At 61.5% G+C, this 14,641-nt stretch carries 13 protein-coding genes; 7 read left to right on the top strand and 6 right to left on the bottom strand.

The window, feature by feature from the left end:
* Positions 1 to 273 precede the first annotated feature (273 nt).
* Both BLU37_RS02705 and BLU37_RS02700 read right to left on the bottom strand, forming a co-directional pair.
* The gene (locus BLU37_RS02705) at positions 274 to 1,875 is read right to left on the bottom strand and encodes an ABC transporter substrate-binding protein (RefSeq protein WP_090202164.1); all 1,602 of its coding nucleotides are present in this window, start codon (positions 1,873 to 1,875) and stop codon (positions 274 to 276) included.
* 117 nt (positions 1,876 to 1,992) lie between these two features.
* A complete protein-coding gene (locus BLU37_RS02700) occupies positions 1,993 to 2,703 on the bottom strand; it encodes an SIMPL domain-containing protein (protein ID WP_029534080.1) in 711 nt (236 codons plus the stop codon).
* 205 nt (positions 2,704 to 2,908) lie between these two features.
* Here BLU37_RS02700 and BLU37_RS02695 point away from each other — a divergent pair, with 205 nt between their 5' ends.
* The 4 genes from BLU37_RS02695 (at position 2,909) to BLU37_RS02680 (ending at position 7,373) form a co-directional block, all read left to right on the top strand.
* Positions 2,909 to 4,168, top strand: coding sequence for an ATP-binding protein (locus tag BLU37_RS02695; RefSeq protein WP_010452443.1), 1,260 nt, complete (start codon positions 2,909 to 2,911; stop codon positions 4,166 to 4,168).
* A complete protein-coding gene (locus tag BLU37_RS02690; RefSeq protein ID WP_010452445.1) occupies positions 4,165 to 4,725 on the top strand; it encodes a response regulator transcription factor in 561 nt (186 codons plus the stop codon). The genes BLU37_RS02695 and BLU37_RS02690 overlap by 4 nt, the downstream gene beginning before the upstream one ends.
* 96 nt (positions 4,726 to 4,821) lie before the next feature.
* Positions 4,822 to 6,552, top strand: a complete 1,731-nt coding sequence (locus BLU37_RS02685; RefSeq protein WP_090202163.1) for an ABC transporter ATP-binding protein/permease — start codon at positions 4,822 to 4,824, stop codon at positions 6,550 to 6,552.
* A gap of 71 nt (positions 6,553 to 6,623) precedes the next feature.
* Positions 6,624 to 7,373, top strand: a complete 750-nt coding sequence (locus tag BLU37_RS02680; RefSeq protein WP_010452448.1) for a FadR/GntR family transcriptional regulator — start codon at positions 6,624 to 6,626, stop codon at positions 7,371 to 7,373.
* A 61-nt stretch (positions 7,374 to 7,434) separates the two neighbouring features.
* Here the strand turns inward: BLU37_RS02680 and BLU37_RS02675 are convergent, their stop codons facing one another.
* On the bottom strand, positions 7,435 to 7,623 hold the full coding sequence (locus tag BLU37_RS02675) for a hypothetical protein (protein ID WP_090202162.1): 189 nt from the start codon (positions 7,621 to 7,623) through the stop codon (positions 7,435 to 7,437).
* A 14-nt stretch (positions 7,624 to 7,637) separates the two neighbouring features.
* Positions 7,638 to 9,287, bottom strand: coding sequence for a phospholipase (locus BLU37_RS02670; protein ID WP_090202161.1), 1,650 nt, complete (start codon positions 9,285 to 9,287; stop codon positions 7,638 to 7,640).
* A 225-nt stretch (positions 9,288 to 9,512) separates the two neighbouring features.
* Between BLU37_RS02670 and kdgD the strand changes: the two genes are divergently transcribed.
* Positions 9,513 to 10,424 carry a 5-dehydro-4-deoxyglucarate dehydratase gene (kdgD, locus tag BLU37_RS02665; RefSeq protein ID WP_081354379.1) on the top strand — a complete coding sequence of 304 codons (912 nt, stop codon included), beginning with the start codon at positions 9,513 to 9,515 and terminating at the stop codon, positions 10,422 to 10,424.
* Between the two features lie 42 nt (positions 10,425 to 10,466).
* Here kdgD and glsB read toward each other — a convergent pair whose 3' ends face one another.
* Positions 10,467 to 11,375 carry a glutaminase B gene (gene glsB / locus BLU37_RS02660; protein WP_010452508.1) on the bottom strand — a complete coding sequence of 303 codons (909 nt, stop codon included), beginning with the start codon at positions 11,373 to 11,375 and terminating at the stop codon, positions 10,467 to 10,469.
* A gap of 145 nt (positions 11,376 to 11,520) precedes the next feature.
* Between glsB and BLU37_RS02655 the strand changes: the two genes are divergently transcribed.
* Together BLU37_RS02655 and BLU37_RS02650 are read left to right on the top strand one after the other, a co-directional pair.
* Positions 11,521 to 12,015: a hypothetical protein gene (locus BLU37_RS02655; protein WP_019360586.1), complete on the top strand. Its 495-nt coding sequence runs from the start codon at positions 11,521 to 11,523 to the stop codon at positions 12,013 to 12,015.
* A 62-nt stretch (positions 12,016 to 12,077) separates the two neighbouring features.
* Positions 12,078 to 12,365: a PA4642 family protein gene (locus BLU37_RS02650; RefSeq protein ID WP_010452511.1), complete on the top strand. Its 288-nt coding sequence runs from the start codon at positions 12,078 to 12,080 to the stop codon at positions 12,363 to 12,365.
* Between the two features lie 69 nt (positions 12,366 to 12,434).
* On the opposite strand, the gene mqo is transcribed toward BLU37_RS02650, so the two are convergent.
* Positions 12,435 to 13,943, bottom strand: coding sequence for a malate dehydrogenase (quinone) (gene mqo, locus BLU37_RS02645; RefSeq protein WP_090202160.1), 1,509 nt, complete (start codon positions 13,941 to 13,943; stop codon positions 12,435 to 12,437).
* Positions 13,944 to 14,641: the final 698 nt, after the last annotated feature.

Below are 14,641 nucleotides of genomic sequence, written 5' to 3'. Positions count from 1 at the left end.
CGTTGGTGAACAATTGCCATGTGCTGCTACATGGAAACATCACCAACCCGATCAGTCGAATTCAGCCGTGCCGCTCGTGAGCATTTGTCGGTGATGTCTCGACGTTATGGCGCCAAGTCATCTTCGTAAATGCGTAGAGCCTGAGAGAGTTGTAGGAAAAAAACTGCGCTTCTGACTCGTCTTTCCTAAGTCGGACGATCAGGGAGAGGGCAATTCCTGCAATTCTGGCGGGTAGCACGCAGGCGACGTCGGTGACATCGCCTGCGCGGGACCTTATTTGCTGACGCTGACGCCGTAGAACGAGTTCAAGCCGAACGGGCTGATCTTGAAGTCCTTCACGGTAGCGCTCATGGGCTGATACACCGTCGAGTGCGCGATAGGTGTATACGGGACGTCATCCTTGAGAATGTGCTGGGCCTGCTTGTACAGCTCGGTGCGTTTGGCCTGGTCGGAGGTCGACTTGGCTTCTTTCATCAGGCTGTCGTATTTCGGCGTGCAGTACTTCGAGAAGTTGTTGCCGTTGATGGCATCGCAACCGAACAGTACGTTCAGCCAGTTGTCCGGGTCACCGTTGTCGCCGGTCCAGCCATAGATCATGACGTCATGTTCGCCGTTCTTGGCGCGCTTGATGTACTCGCCCCATTCGTAGCTGACGATATTGGCCTTGATCCCGACCTTGGCCCAGTCCTGCTGGATCATCTGTGCCGACATCCGCGCATTCGGGTTCGAGGCGCGCTGTACGGTCATCGCCCACAGGTCGATGCTGGTGCCCGGGGCGACGCCTGCTTCCTTGAGCAGCGCCTTGGCCTTGGTCGGATCGTAGGGTGCATCCTTGATCGTCGGATCGAATGACCACTGCGCCGGTGGCAGGGCGTTCTGTGCCAGTTGCCCGGCGCCCTGGTACACCGCCTTGATGATCGCCGGCTTGTCGATCGCCATGTCCAGCGCCTGGCGGACCTTGAGCTGGTCCAGCGGCTTGTGGGTCACGTTGTAGGCCAGAAAGCCCAGGTTGAAGCCGGCCTGTTGGAGCACCCGCAGGTTCGGGTCCTGTTTCATCACCTCGATGTCGGCCGGGCGCGGGTAGCCGCTGACCTGGCATTCACCGGCCTTGAGTTTCTGCAGGCGCGCGGCGGCATCCGGGGTGATGGCGAAGACCAGGTTGTCGAGCTTGACGTCCTCGGGCTTCCAGTACGCCTTGTTGGCGCTGTAGCGGATCTGCGCATCCTTCTGGTAGCGCTTGAACACGAACGGTCCGGTGCCCACCGGCTTCTGGTTGAGTTCTTCGGCCTTGCCTTCCTTGAGCAGCTTGTCGGCGTACTCGGCGGACTGGATGGAGGCGAAGCTCATGGCCAGGTTTTGCACGAAGGCGGCGTCGACATTGTTCAGGTTGAAGCGCACGGTGTGGTCATCGAGCTTTTCGACATTCCTGATCGTGCTGTCCAGGCCCATGTCGGTGAAGTACGGCGACTCGGAAGGATAGGCCTTGCGGAACGGCATGTTCTTGTCGAGCAGACGATTGAAGGTGAACAGCACGTCGTCGGCGTTGAAGTCGCGGCTCGGGGTGAAATAGTCGGTGGTATGGAACTTCACGCCCGGGCGCAGGTGAAAGGTGTAGGTCAGGCCATCCGGTGAAACCTCCCAGCTTGTGGCCAGGCCGGGTTCGACTTCGGTGCCCCCGCGCTTGAACTGGGTCAGGCGGTTGAACACGGTTTCGGCCGATGCATCGAAGTCGGTGCCGCTGGTGTACTGGCTGGGATCGAAGCCGGCCGGGCTGGCCTCCGAGCAGTAGACCAGAGTGCTGGCAGCCTGGGCCAATGGTGCGCACGCCAGCAGGCCGGCGGCCAGCAGCAGCGGTTTGAATACGGTTCTTTCCATGGAGTCCCCTGGCAGTGCAGTCATCGAGCGAAAAAAAACGGCGGTCACCGAGGTTACCGCCGTTTCGGGCTGCTTAGAAAGCACTTGTGGGGGCTTTCTCCCAGGGCGGGAAGCGGTTTATTGCAGGACTTCGATCACACCGTCGGCGCTCATCTTGACTTCGCTGGTGCCGGCCTCGATTTGCGGTGTGGGCGCCGAATCCATCTCGGCCGCCTTCATCATCATGGGGGCACGGGCGTAGGGCTGTGGATAACCGCCGCTGGTGAGGTTCAGATTGACGATCTTGTAGCTCTTGCCGCCGAGGGCTTCGGTGGCGATCTGGGCACGTGCCTTGAAAGCGTCCACGGCGTCCTTGAGGAGGGCGTCTTCGTTGGTCTTGCGGGCCGCGGTGGAAATGGCGAAGTTCATGCTGTCCATTTTCAGCGTCTGCATCAGGTCGCCGGTCAGCTTGGACAGGGCGGCGAAATCCGAGCTTTCCAAACGCAGTTCGGCACGCTCCTGCCAGCCGGTGATCCGCTGGGACTTGCTGTCGTAGATCGGGTAGCTGTTGCGGCTGCCCTGGCGCAAGGTCACGGCCTTCACTTCGCGGGCCTCGTCGAGGGCCTTGTTCATGCTGGTGGTGATCTGCGCGGCGAGCTTGGCCGGGTCGGCATTCTGTGCCTCGGTGTACAGGGTGACGATCATCAGGTCGCGAGCGACTTCCCGGTTGGCTTCGGCCCGCAGGGAAATCTGGTTGTAGTGAAGCTCATCGGCAGCCAGTGCCGGCAGGCTGGCCAGGGTGGCGGTGCTGAGGGCGAGCAGGGTGGCGCTGCGAGTCAACCGTTGCATAAAAGCTCCTTGAGATACGGACGCGATCACCGTCGGGCGGTATCGCGTTAACCTATCAGACTCTGGCTTCCCGAGTCGGGTTCACCCCATTACAACTTCTATACATATGTCAGAAGCTGTGGCGGTTTGCCGCAGTTTCGCCTGTCGGCGGCCAGGCTTGGGTATACTCGTGGCGATCCGCCTGGAGCGCTCATCAGGAGAGCTCATGCTCGCCCCCTTTCAACTGTTGTCCGCGACTCGCCAGAACCTCTGGCGCCTGACGTTCATCCGTATCCTGGTGCTGGCTGCCCAGGCCGGTTCGGTAGGCATTGCCTATGGCTTTGAACTGCTGCCGCTGCCCTGGCTGCAACTGTGGACCACGCTGATCTGTTCGGCGGTGCTCTGCGCCTTCACCCTGGTGCGTCTGCGCACCACCTGGCCGGTCACCGAACTCGAATATGCCGTGCAGTTGGCCTGCGACCTGTTTATCCACAGTGCGCTGCTGTATTTCTCGGGCGGTTCGACCAATCCCTTCGTGTCCTATTACCTGGTACCACTGACGATTGCTGCGGTGACCTTGCCCTGGCGTTATTCGGTGGTGCTCTCCGGCGTGGCGCTGGCGCTGTACACCCTGATGCTGGTGCAGTTCTATCCATTGGAGACGTTGCCGATCTCGCGGGAAAAACTGCAGATCTACGGCATGTGGCTGAGCTTTGCCCTGGCGGCTGCGGTGATCACGTTCTTTGCCGCGAAAATGGCCGAGGAATTGCGCCGCCAGGAAGAGCTGCGCGCGCTGCGCCGTGAAGAAGGTCTGCGCGACCAGCAACTGCTGGCCGTGGCGACCCAGGCTGCCGGCGCCGCCCATGAGTTGGGCACGCCACTGGCGACCATGAGTGTGCTGCTCAAGGAGATGCGCCAGGACCATCCGGACCCGCTGCTGCAGGACGACCTCAGTGTGCTGCAGGACCAGGTCAAACTGTGCAAGGAGTCGCTGCAGCAACTGGTGCGTGCCGCCGAGGCCAACCGGCGGATGGCGGTCGAGATGCAGGATGTCACCGTCTGGCTCGACGAGGCCTTGAACCGCTGGCACCTGATGCGGCCCGAAGCCAGCTATCGCTTCCAGCGTCTGGGGCAGGGCGAAGTGCCGCGTCTGGCGCCGCCGGCGGATCTGACCCAGGCCCTGCTCAATCTGTTGAACAATGCCGCCGATGCATGCCCCGAGGGCCTGGAAGTGCGGCTTGACTGGGACGAAGAGAATTTCACCATCAGTATCCGTGACCACGGTGCTGGTGTCCCGCTGGCCATCGCCGAACAGATCGGCAAACCGTTCTTTACCACCAAGGGCAAAGGTTTCGGCCTTGGCCTGTTCTTGAGCAAGGCCAGCGTGACACGCGCTGGCGGCTCGGTAAAACTCTACAGTCATGAGGAAGGTGGCACGCTCACCGAGCTGCGCCTGCCCCGTGTTGCCCAAGGAGACGAAGCATGAGTGACGAGATCCAGGTCGAAGGCGAGGAGCTGCCCCACCTGTTGCTGGTGGATGACGATGCCACCTTTACCCGCGTGATGGCGCGGGCCATGAGCCGCCGCGGTTTCCGCGTCAGCATTGCCGGTTCCGCCGAAGAGGGGCTGATTCTGGCCCAGCAGGACCTGCCGGACTACGCCGCGCTGGACCTGAAGATGGACGGCGACTCCGGCCTGGTGCTGTTGCCCAAGTTGCTGGAGCTGGACCCGGAGATGCGCGTGCTGATCCTGACCGGCTATTCCAGCATCGCCACCGCCGTTGAGGCGATCAAGCGCGGTGCCTGCAACTACCTGTGCAAACCGGCGGATGCCGACGACGTGCTGGCGGCGCTGCTTTCCGAACATGCCGACCTCGACACCCTGGTGCCGGAAAACCCGATGTCGGTCGATCGCCTGCAGTGGGAACACATCCAGCGGGTGCTGACCGAGCACGAGGGCAATATTTCCGCGACGGCCCGTGCTCTGGGCATGCATCGGCGGACCTTGCAGCGCAAATTGCAGAAACGGCCGGTGCGGCGCTGAACCGGCGCTGAACGGAGTCCGTTCTATCTGCACGCCAGTCCAGGCGAATCATTTATGATCGGTTGGTGAAATTTCTTACGCCAACCGAGCCTTAGAATGACTAAGAACGCAGAATATTCCGCGGTCAACGATGCAGTAAAAGGGCACTTTTTTCGTAGGGTCTGGCAACTGGCATCGCCTTACTGGCGCAGTGAAGAGAAGGGCAAGGCCTGGTTGCTGCTGATCAGCGTGGTGGTACTGTCGCTGTTCAGCGTCGGCATTTCGGTCTGGCTCAACAGTTGGTACAAGGATTTCTATAACGCGCTGCAGGAAAAGAACAGTGGGGCCTTCTGGCACCTGATCCTGTATTTCGGCGCGATTGCCGCCGTCGCGATACTGGGGGCGGTGTATCGGCTTTACCTGACGCAGATGCTGACCATCAGCTGGCGCCGCTGGCTGACCGAACAGCACTTCAAGCGTTGGCTCGGGCACAAGAATTACTACCAGATGGAGGCCGGCGGGCACACCGACAACCCGGACCAGCGGTTGAGCGAGGACCTCAACAGTTTCACCAGTGATACCCTGACCCTGAGCCTCGGGCTGTTTCGCACGGTGGTCAGCCTGGTGTCGTTCTCGATCATCCTCTGGGGCGTCTCGGGGAGTGTCGAAGTCTTTGGTATCAACATCCCCGGCTACATGTTCTGGTGTGCGTTCCTCTACGCAGCCATCGGCAGTTGGCTGACCCGGGTGATCGGCAGCAGCCTGATTCCGCTGAACAACCAGCAACAGCGCTTCGAAGCCGACATGCGTTTCTCCCTGGTCCGGGTTCGCGAGAATGCCGAAAGCATCGGCCTGTATGATGGCGAACCGAACGAGAACCGGCGCCTGAGCAGTCGTTTCGGCAAGGTCTGGTCCAACTACTGGGCGTTGATGCGCGTTACCAAACGCCTGACCTTCTTCACCGCCGGTTATGCCCAGATTGCGATCATCTTCCCCTTCATGGTTGCCGCGCCACGCTACTTTGCCGGCAAGATCCAGTTGGGCGAACTGATGCAGATCAACTCGGCCTTCGGCAATGTGCAGGAGAACTTCAGCTGGTTCATCGATGCCTACTCGAACATCGCGGTGTGGAAGGCTACCTGCGACCGTCTGCTGAGCTTCCGCCAGGCGATGCTCGACAACGAAGAGCGAGCTGCGGCCATCGATGTACAGAACCAGGGCGATACCTTGCAGGTGAGCAACCTGAATCTGGATCTGGCGGATGGCCGACACCTGCTGACCGGAGCGAGCATGAGCGTGGCAGCCGGTGAGCGGCTGATGCTCAGCGGGCGTTCCGGTAGCGGCAAGAGCACCTTGCTGCGAGCCATGGGCAAGCTCTGGCCACGGGGTGCCGGCAGCATCCGGCTGCCAGCCGCGCGCTCGCTGTTCCTGCCGCAGAAACCTTACCTGCCGATCGGTAGCCTACGGGAGGTGATGAGTTATCCACAGCCTGGCGATGCCTATTCGGATGAGCGTTACCTGGAGGTCCTGCAGACCTGCCGCCTGCCGCATCTGGCCGACCGCCTCGATGAGAGCAATCATTGGCAGCGCATGTTGTCACCGGGTGAGCAGCAACGACTCGCGTTTGCCCGGGCGCTGCTGTATGCCCCGCAATGGCTGTTTCTCGATGAGGCCACGGCAGCCATGGATGAAGAGGATGAGGCGGCGCTGTACCAGGCATTGATCGACCAGATCCCCGGCCTGAGTATTGTCAGCGTTGGGCATCGCAGCAGCCTGAACAAGTTCCATCCGCGGCATTTGCGTATCGAACAGGGACATTTGGTCACCCAGCAGCCCGTCGGCGCATAGCCAGACGGTGATCGTACAACCTGGTTGAGCTATGATGAAGCTCAGCCGTTCAGCCGAGATAGATGTTCGATATGGAAAACCAGAGCGCCGCGCTCCGCGCACCTCGTAAGCGCCGCAGTCTTGCCCAGGAGTTGGTCACCGTCTTGACCGAGCAGATCCGTGACGGTCAGCTCAAGCGCGGCGACAAGCTGCCCACCGAGTCGGCCATCATGGACACCCATGGGGTCAGCCGCACGGTGGTGCGCGAGGCGATTTCCCGCCTGCAGGCGGCTGGGCAAGTGGAAACCCGCCATGGGATCGGTACTTTCGTGCTCGATACGCCGAGCCCGAGTGGTTTCCGTATCGACCCAGCCACGGTGGTGACCCTGCGCGACGTTCTGGCGATCCTCGAGTTGCGGATCAGCCTTGAGGTCGAATCGGCGGGTCTGGCCGCGCAACGGCGTTCGCCCGAGCAGTTGGCGGCGATGCGTGCGGCACTGGATGCGCTGAGTGACAGCGTGGCGCATGCCAGCGATGCGGTGGCCTCGGATTTCCAGTTTCACCTGCAGATCGCCCTGTCGACCGGCAACCGCTATTTCACCGACATCATGACTCACCTGGGTACCAGCATCATTCCGCGTACCCGCCTGAATTCCGCGCGCCTGGCCCACGACGACCAGCAGCACTACATGAGTCGGCTGGGCCGCGAGCATGAGGAAATCTACGAAGCCATCGCCCGCCAGGACTCCGATGCGGCACGGGCGGCGATGCGCCTGCACCTGACCAATAGCCGCGAGCGGTTGCGCCAGGCGCACGAAGAGGCCGAGGCGCAGAAGGTCTGAGGTGTGTTGTCACTGTTCGCCGGGCCGCCGCGAACAGCGATAACTCGGTTCAACCGACCGCTTACGCCTCCAGGATCGTACGGTCCACGCGTATCGCCCACTGCGCGGCTTTTGCCGCCACGTCGAACACCACTTCCCCGGTTTCATCCGCCTTCGCCCGGGCGACTGCCACGCCATCGGCCAGCAGTTCCAGCGGCATATCCTTGAGTGACTGGCCGGACGCCAGTTCGAGCCTTGCGGTAAAGGTCATCGCTGATCTCCCTGTCATTGATGGTTGTCGATAAAGGTTATTGCCTGGTTGTCCAGGGTGCCGATCAGCTCGGGCGAGCCACCGCGGAACTGGCGGAACACATTGCGCCCGGTCGCAGCGGAGGGGGTATTGGCCGGTACGTTCAGGGTTGGCTGGAAGCGGTCGGTCAGTTCGGTGTAGGCCGTCCAGGGACCGATATAGGATTCGTCCAGCCCCTTGCTGTAACTGAAGGCGTAGCGCACGGCGTGCCCGGGTAGCCAGTTGGGTTCGCTGGCGGTGCGGCTCTGCCAGCCATCGGCCTGGATCGTCGGGGCCGTGTCGGGCGGGTTCAGATAACCGGCGGGCTTGTTCGGCTGGTAGTCCTTGAGCAGCAGATAGGTACTCCAGCCCCACCAACTGTCGCTCTGGCTGCGGTCATTGAGGTCGTTGACGTCCTTGCGCCGCAGCACGGTCTTGCCCTTGAGGGCGAATAGCGGGGCAAAGTTCAGGCGATCCTGGCTGTCTTCCACCTTCGCCAGGTCCGGCACCGAAGCCAGGGCGGCATAACTGTCCACAGGCACCACGGTACCACTGAGGCAGGTTGCGAACACCTCGTCGGCCGACTGCTGCACCGCCTGCTTGACCTGGCGTCGGTTGCTGTCGTCGAGGCTGTCGAAATAACGTTTGTCGCCATAGCAGTTCCAGCGCTCGCCGCGGGCGTTGCTGACCTTCAAGCCGTATTGGCTGTCCTCGTCGTGCATGAACCGCGAAATCAGCGAGCCGACATCGCTGGGGGTGACGCTGTCGGCCAGTTGCGTGCGGGGGACGCGCAAGTGGCCGGCGGAGAACAGGTCGGTGAGGAAGTGGTCGGCAAAGGCGTTCATCGCGTAGGCCAGCTCCAAGTCCTGGTCACGGCCGCTCTGATGGGCTACCACGGCTTGTTGCAACGCCACGGCATGCCCTGCCTTGTAGGCGAGCAGGGCCCATTCGCCGAAGTGGTCCCAGTTGCTGGCAGCCAGTTTCAGGTAGCGGCCAAGGGGGAAGAGAGGCGAGGCAACGCTGCCGCCGCCGGTGATCCTGTTCCACTCGCCTGACAGGGTATCGCCTAATTCGTCGTAGGCTTCGTGGGGTTGGCGACCATCGCGGATCGCCTGGTGGGTGGCATTGATCTCGGTCTTCATCACTTGCAGGATGTTCTGCGCTTCCTCGCGGGACGCAGGCAGCACCGCCAGGGAGTCGAATGCCGCGCGAAAGCGCGTCTGGCGCTCCTGTGGGTTGCTGCCATCGGCGATCGGCCGACCCGGGATGCCGTAGAAGTCGCCGCCGAGGGCGATGACCTGGCCGTAGGTCAGGGCCAGTCCGTTGGCGAGGTGCAGTTCCACCTGCCATGCGGGAATGGGAGGTGCGTCTGCGGCGAAGCGCAGCAATGTGCCGTCGCCGATGGCGGTGTGTTCGCCACCTTCGAAGCGAGCCTGGGGCGAACCCTTGAGCTGGGCGGCGGGTTCATTCGGCAGTTGTTCCGGGCGCTGATACCTTGAGGTGTGATGCCCTTCGGCAAGCAGTACGACGGTACTGCCATCGCCGGGCAGGGGAATGCCCTGTTCGCTGAAAAGGTTATCCAGTTCGGCAATGAGTTTGCCCTGGTGCAGCAGGTTTCGTTGCTGCGTGTGTTCAATGTCTGACATTTCTAGCTCCTTGATATGTCATCGTTTTGCTCGTGTTAACTGTATAGATGTACAGTTTTCGTGAGCATAGATGGGATATCTCCTACGTCAAGGACGGAAATGGCCTGTGAGATCTATTGATCGATAGCTGTTGACCTTTACAATTTAAGTTGTACGATAACGTACGACTTCGGCAAGTGCTGCCCTGTCGCTTTCATCACAATCTACTTCCAGGGTGTTCGAATAATGAATCCACAAGAACTGAAGTCCATCCTCTCCTCCGGACTGCTGTCTTTCCCGGTTACCGATTTCAATGCCCAGGGCGACTTCCATCGCGCTGGTTACATCAAGCGCCTGGAGTGGCTGGCACCCTACGGCGCGACGGCGCTGTTCGCCGCCGGCGGCACAGGTGAGTTCTTCTCTCTGGCGGCCAGCGAATACTCTGAAGTAGTGAAAACCGCTGTAGACACCTGCTCGGGCAGCGTACCGATTCTCGCCGGCGTCGGCGGCTCGACCCGCCAGGCCATCGAATACGCTCAGGAAGCCGAGCGCCTGGGCGCCAAAGGCCTGCTGCTGCTGCCACACTACCTGACCGAAGCCAGCCAGGACGGCGTTGCCGCCCACGTCGAGGCCGTGTGCAAATCGGTGAAGATCGGTGTGGTGGTGTACAACCGCAACGTCTGCCGCCTGAACGCCGACCTGCTGGAAAAACTCGCCGAGCGCTGCCCGAACCTGATCGGTTACAAGGACGGCCTGGGTGACATCGAACTGATGGTCTCGATCCGTCGCCGCCTGGGCGATCGTTTCAGCTACCTGGGCGGTCTGCCGACCGCTGAAGTCTACGCCGCGGCCTACAAGGCCCTGGGCGTGCCGGTGTACTCGTCGGCGGTGTTCAACTTCATCCCGAAAACCGCGATGGACTTCTACCACGCCATTGCCCGCGACGATCACGCCACCGTTGGCAAGATCATCGACGACTTCTTCCTGCCATACCTGGACATCCGTAACCGTAAGGCCGGCTATGCCGTGAGCATCGTCAAGGCCGGTGCCAGGATTGCCGGCTACGATGCCGGCCCGGTGCGTACCCCCCTGACCGACCTGACCGCGCAGGAATACGAGGCACTGGCCGCCCTGATCGACAAGCAGGGCGCCCAGTAACAACTGCCCAAGCCAGGGCCGTGCATCGCGCACGGCCCTGGATCAGAACACCGACCAGCCGATCCGCTGGCTCAGCAGTTCCAGCGCCGCCATGCCGACCAGCGAGTTGCCGGCCGCGTTGAGTTCCGGCGACCACACGCAAATAGTGAAGCGCCCTGGTACCACCGCGACAATCCCCCCACCCACGCCGCTCTTGCCGGGCAGGCCGACCCGATAGGCAAAGTTGCCGGCCTCGTCGTACAACCCGCTGGTGGCCATGATCGAGTTGACCTGCTGGGTCTGGCGCGGCGTCAGGATCTGCTCGCCACTGTGTTTGCAGAAACCGTCGTTGGCCAGGAAACAGAAAGCCCGGGCCAGGTCGATGCAGTTCATGCGCAGTGCACAATGACTGAAGTAGCTGCGCAGCACGGCTTCCACGTCGTTGTGAAAGTTGCCGAACGACTGCATCAGGTAGGCCATGGCGGCGTTGCGCGCACGATGCTGGTATTCCGACTCGGCGACCTTGCCGTCGACCATCACCTGCTGGTTGCCGGACAGCCGCCGCACGAAGTCGCGCATCGACAGGGAGGGCGCGGCAAAACGCGACTGGTTGATGTCACAGATCACCAGGGCACCGGCGTTGATGAACGGGTTGCGCGGTCGTCCGCGTTCGAACTCCAGTTGCACCAGCGAGTTGAACGGCTGGCCCGAGGGTTCATGGCCCAGGCGCTCCCAGATCGTCTCGCCGGAATGGTTGATCGCCTGGACCAGGCTGAACACCTTGGAAATACTCTGGATCGAGAAGGGCGTCTGCGCATCGCCGGCGTAATACAACTCGCCGTCGTTGCCGTACACGGCGACGCCCAGCTGATTGCCGGGTACATCGGCCAGTGCCGGGATGTAATTGGCCACTTTGCCCTGGCCGATCAGGGGGCGCACTTCATCGAGGATTTCGTTCAACAGCGCTTGCATGCTCGGGCTCGCAGTCACTTCCCGCGGGTTACGGGACTACAAGCTGCTAGACGCTGGGCGCGGGCTTTGGAGCACAGTTTTTGTGTCGAGCAAACGCCGCACGGCTCTGTGCTAGAGTGCCCTGCCAAGCGCCCTGGAGCCTGCCATGACCCTTTCGATTCGCCGTGCCGCGACGCTGTTGATGTTCGCCGGGCTGCCGCTGGCCGTCGATGCCGCGCCGAACACGCCGCTGCACGGGCAATATCTGCCGCCGGATGACCTGTCCCTGCGTAGCGAAGAACCCGAGCAGCAGCAACTGTTGCAGGTCACCGAGTACGCGGTGGTGGTCGGTAGCCAGCGCCAGTCCAACCAGCAGCCGATCCCGGTGACTTCGTCGCTGCTGGTGCGCCTCAAGGGCAAGCCGCTGAGCAAGGGGGCGACGGTCAGCCAGGTGCTGGTCAGTTTTGATGGCGAGAGCAAGAGCCTGAAAAAACCGGTGTTTGACGAAGCGAGCAAGACCCTGAACCTGTATTACCCGCTGACCCAGTATCGGGTGGTGATGGACCTGTTGCGCAACGACACGGTGTATTGCCAGTTCCTGACCTATGCCAACGGTCATATCTGGGCCGATCTGCATACCGGATCAGTTAGTACTCGTTGAGAGCGGAGCAGATGCGGGGGTAAACTGCCCGCCCCGTGTAATATCTGTGGCTGGAGCCGGTAATGCGCAAAGACAAGAAACAGGTGATTGGTGACGAGATCGGCGACGCGCAGATCAAGTTGTTCCTCGATTTCGAGCCGGCCGATGCGACTTCGCCGTCCCTGCACAAGCTGATCAAGGCCTACCGTGGCCTGCGTATCGACGACTTCGAGCGCTTCCTGGTGTTCTTCAAGGAAGCCGGCCATGACCTCGACGGCAAGGACGAGCAGGGCCGGGACTTCGTGACGCTGATCCAGGACCAGCGTCACGCGCAGGACTACATCGAGCTGATCAACAACGCTCGCGGCTGAGTTTTCCACAGCCCATGAAAAACGCCCCGGACCTCAACAGGCCGGGGCGTTTTTCATGGTGCGATCACTTCAGGCGTAGCTTTCGGTCTCGCTGCTCGGCTCCACCAGCTCCAGGCTGATGTTGTTCCGGGCATTGATCTGGCGATACAGCGCCGCATCGGTTTCCAGGGCCTTTTCCCGTGCCGGGAAGATTTCCTGGAGCTTGGCGGCCCATTCACCCTTGGCCTTGTCGGCGAAGCAGCGCTCGATCAGTTCCAGCATGATCGACACGGTCACCGAGGCGCCTGGCGAGGCGCCGAGCAAGGCGGCCAGCGATCCGTCCTTGGCCGCGACCAGTTCGGTACCGAACTGCAGGATGCCGCCTTTCTTCGGGTCCTTCTTGATGATCTGCACCCGCTGGCCGGCCACTTCCAGACGCCAGTCCTCGGCTTTTGCCTCGGGGTAGAAGCGTCGCAGCGATTGCAGGCGTTGCTCCATCGACTGCATCACTTCGCTGATCAGGTACTTGGTCAGGTCCATGTTGTCGCGGGCCACGGCCAGCATCGGGCCGATGTTGCCGGCGCGAACCGACAGCGGCAGGTCCATCAGCGAGCCGTGCTTGAGGAACTTGGTGGTGAAACCGGCATACGGTCCGAACAGCAGGGACTTCTTGCCATCGACCACGCGGGTGTCCAGGTGCGGCACGGACATCGGCGGCGAGCCGACGGCGGCCTGGCTGTAGACCTTGGCCTGGTGATGCTTGACCACTTCCGGGTTGTCGCAGCGTAACCACTGGCCACTGACCGGGAAGCCGCCGAAGCCCTTGCTTTCCTCGATGCCCGAGGCCTGCAGCAGGGGCAGGGCCGCGCCGCCGGCGCCGAGGAAGACGAACTTGGCATCGATTTCACGGCTGCTGCCGCTGTTCACGTCCTTGATGCTCACGGTCCAGCCGTTGGCGTTACGCTTGAGGCCGGTCACGCGCTTGCAGTATTTGACCTGGGTGTCCGGGGCGCTGGTCAGGTGCTTGAGCAACTGCTGGGTCAGCGCACCGAAGTTGACGTCGGTGCCTTTCATCACGCGGGTGGCGGCGATGGGTTCGTCTGCGGGACGCCCCGGCATCATCAGCGGCATCCACTCGGCCATCTTCGCCCGGTCTTCGGTGTATTCCATATCGGCGAAGGCGTGGTGCTGGTGCAGCACCTCGAAGCGCTTCTTCAGGAAAGCGATGCCTTTATCGCCCTGGACGAAGCTCAGGTGCGGTACCGGGGTGATGAACGATTTGCACGAGCCGAATGCGCCTTTCTGGGCCAGGTAGGCCCAGAACTGCTTGGACACCTCGAACTGGCTGTTGATGTGCACGGCTTTCTTGATGTCGACAGAACCGTCGGCGGCCTGTGGCGTGTAGTTCAGCTCGCACAGCCCGGCGTGGCCGGTCCCGGCGTTGTTCCACGGGTTGGAACTCTCCGCGGCACCCGAGTCCATCAGCTCGACGACTTCCAGCTTGATCGCGGGGTCGAGCTCTTTGAGCAGCACCGCGAGGGTCGCGCTCATGATGCCGGCCCCAACCAGGACCACATCGACTGCTTCGTTATGCGCCATTAACGCGTCTCCAAAATCTGCAGCACCACATTGACGGCATGGCCGCCAGGAATTGACAGGGCCACTTCAGCCCGGTGTCACTCATGGTCAGGTTTGCCATGTCCGATTTTTCGCAATTCTTTGCAACTTCAGCGGATGCTGTCGGTGGGCTTGGGATGCGTATGAACGCATTTCAAGCGACCGCCGGCAATTCGACTTATGGCCGAGGGCATCCGATCGTGCAACCAAATCCGTAGGCGGACAGGCCTCAAGCACCTGCCTGGGAATATCGGGTCCTGTGTGATTGGGTCGTTAAGGACGCTAATGGTGCATTTCCAGACGCAAAACTTTTCATTTGCTCGCCACACTCTCGTGAAGTAGTGAATACCCGTTTTTTCACGCTCTTTTGAAGACGTGAACCTCAAAAAAGGGCTGCCACGGCCTGTCACCGGGCCCGCGAAGCATGTGCCGGCCGGAAAAAGGCTGGCGTACGGGCAAACAGCTCAGTGAACGAGCGCAAGGGCAGCTCTGGCAGATTCGGTAAACCGGTGGTTTGCAGGTTCAACAGCAAGCACACCGACTTCACTCGATCTGTGTGGGCGGCTCTCTGTGGGCGGTGCGGGGGAGCCAATGCAGGTGCATCAGCGATACTGCGAGGCCCGATCAGGAGACGTCCTTATAATCGGGGGCAGATTGTAACCAAGAAATGCGCAGAAATG

Source organism: Pseudomonas asplenii (genome assembly GCF_900105475.1).
GTDB lineage: Bacteria > Pseudomonadota > Gammaproteobacteria > Pseudomonadales > Pseudomonadaceae > Aquipseudomonas > Aquipseudomonas asplenii.
This window is presented reverse-complemented; position numbering and strand designations above follow the sequence as displayed.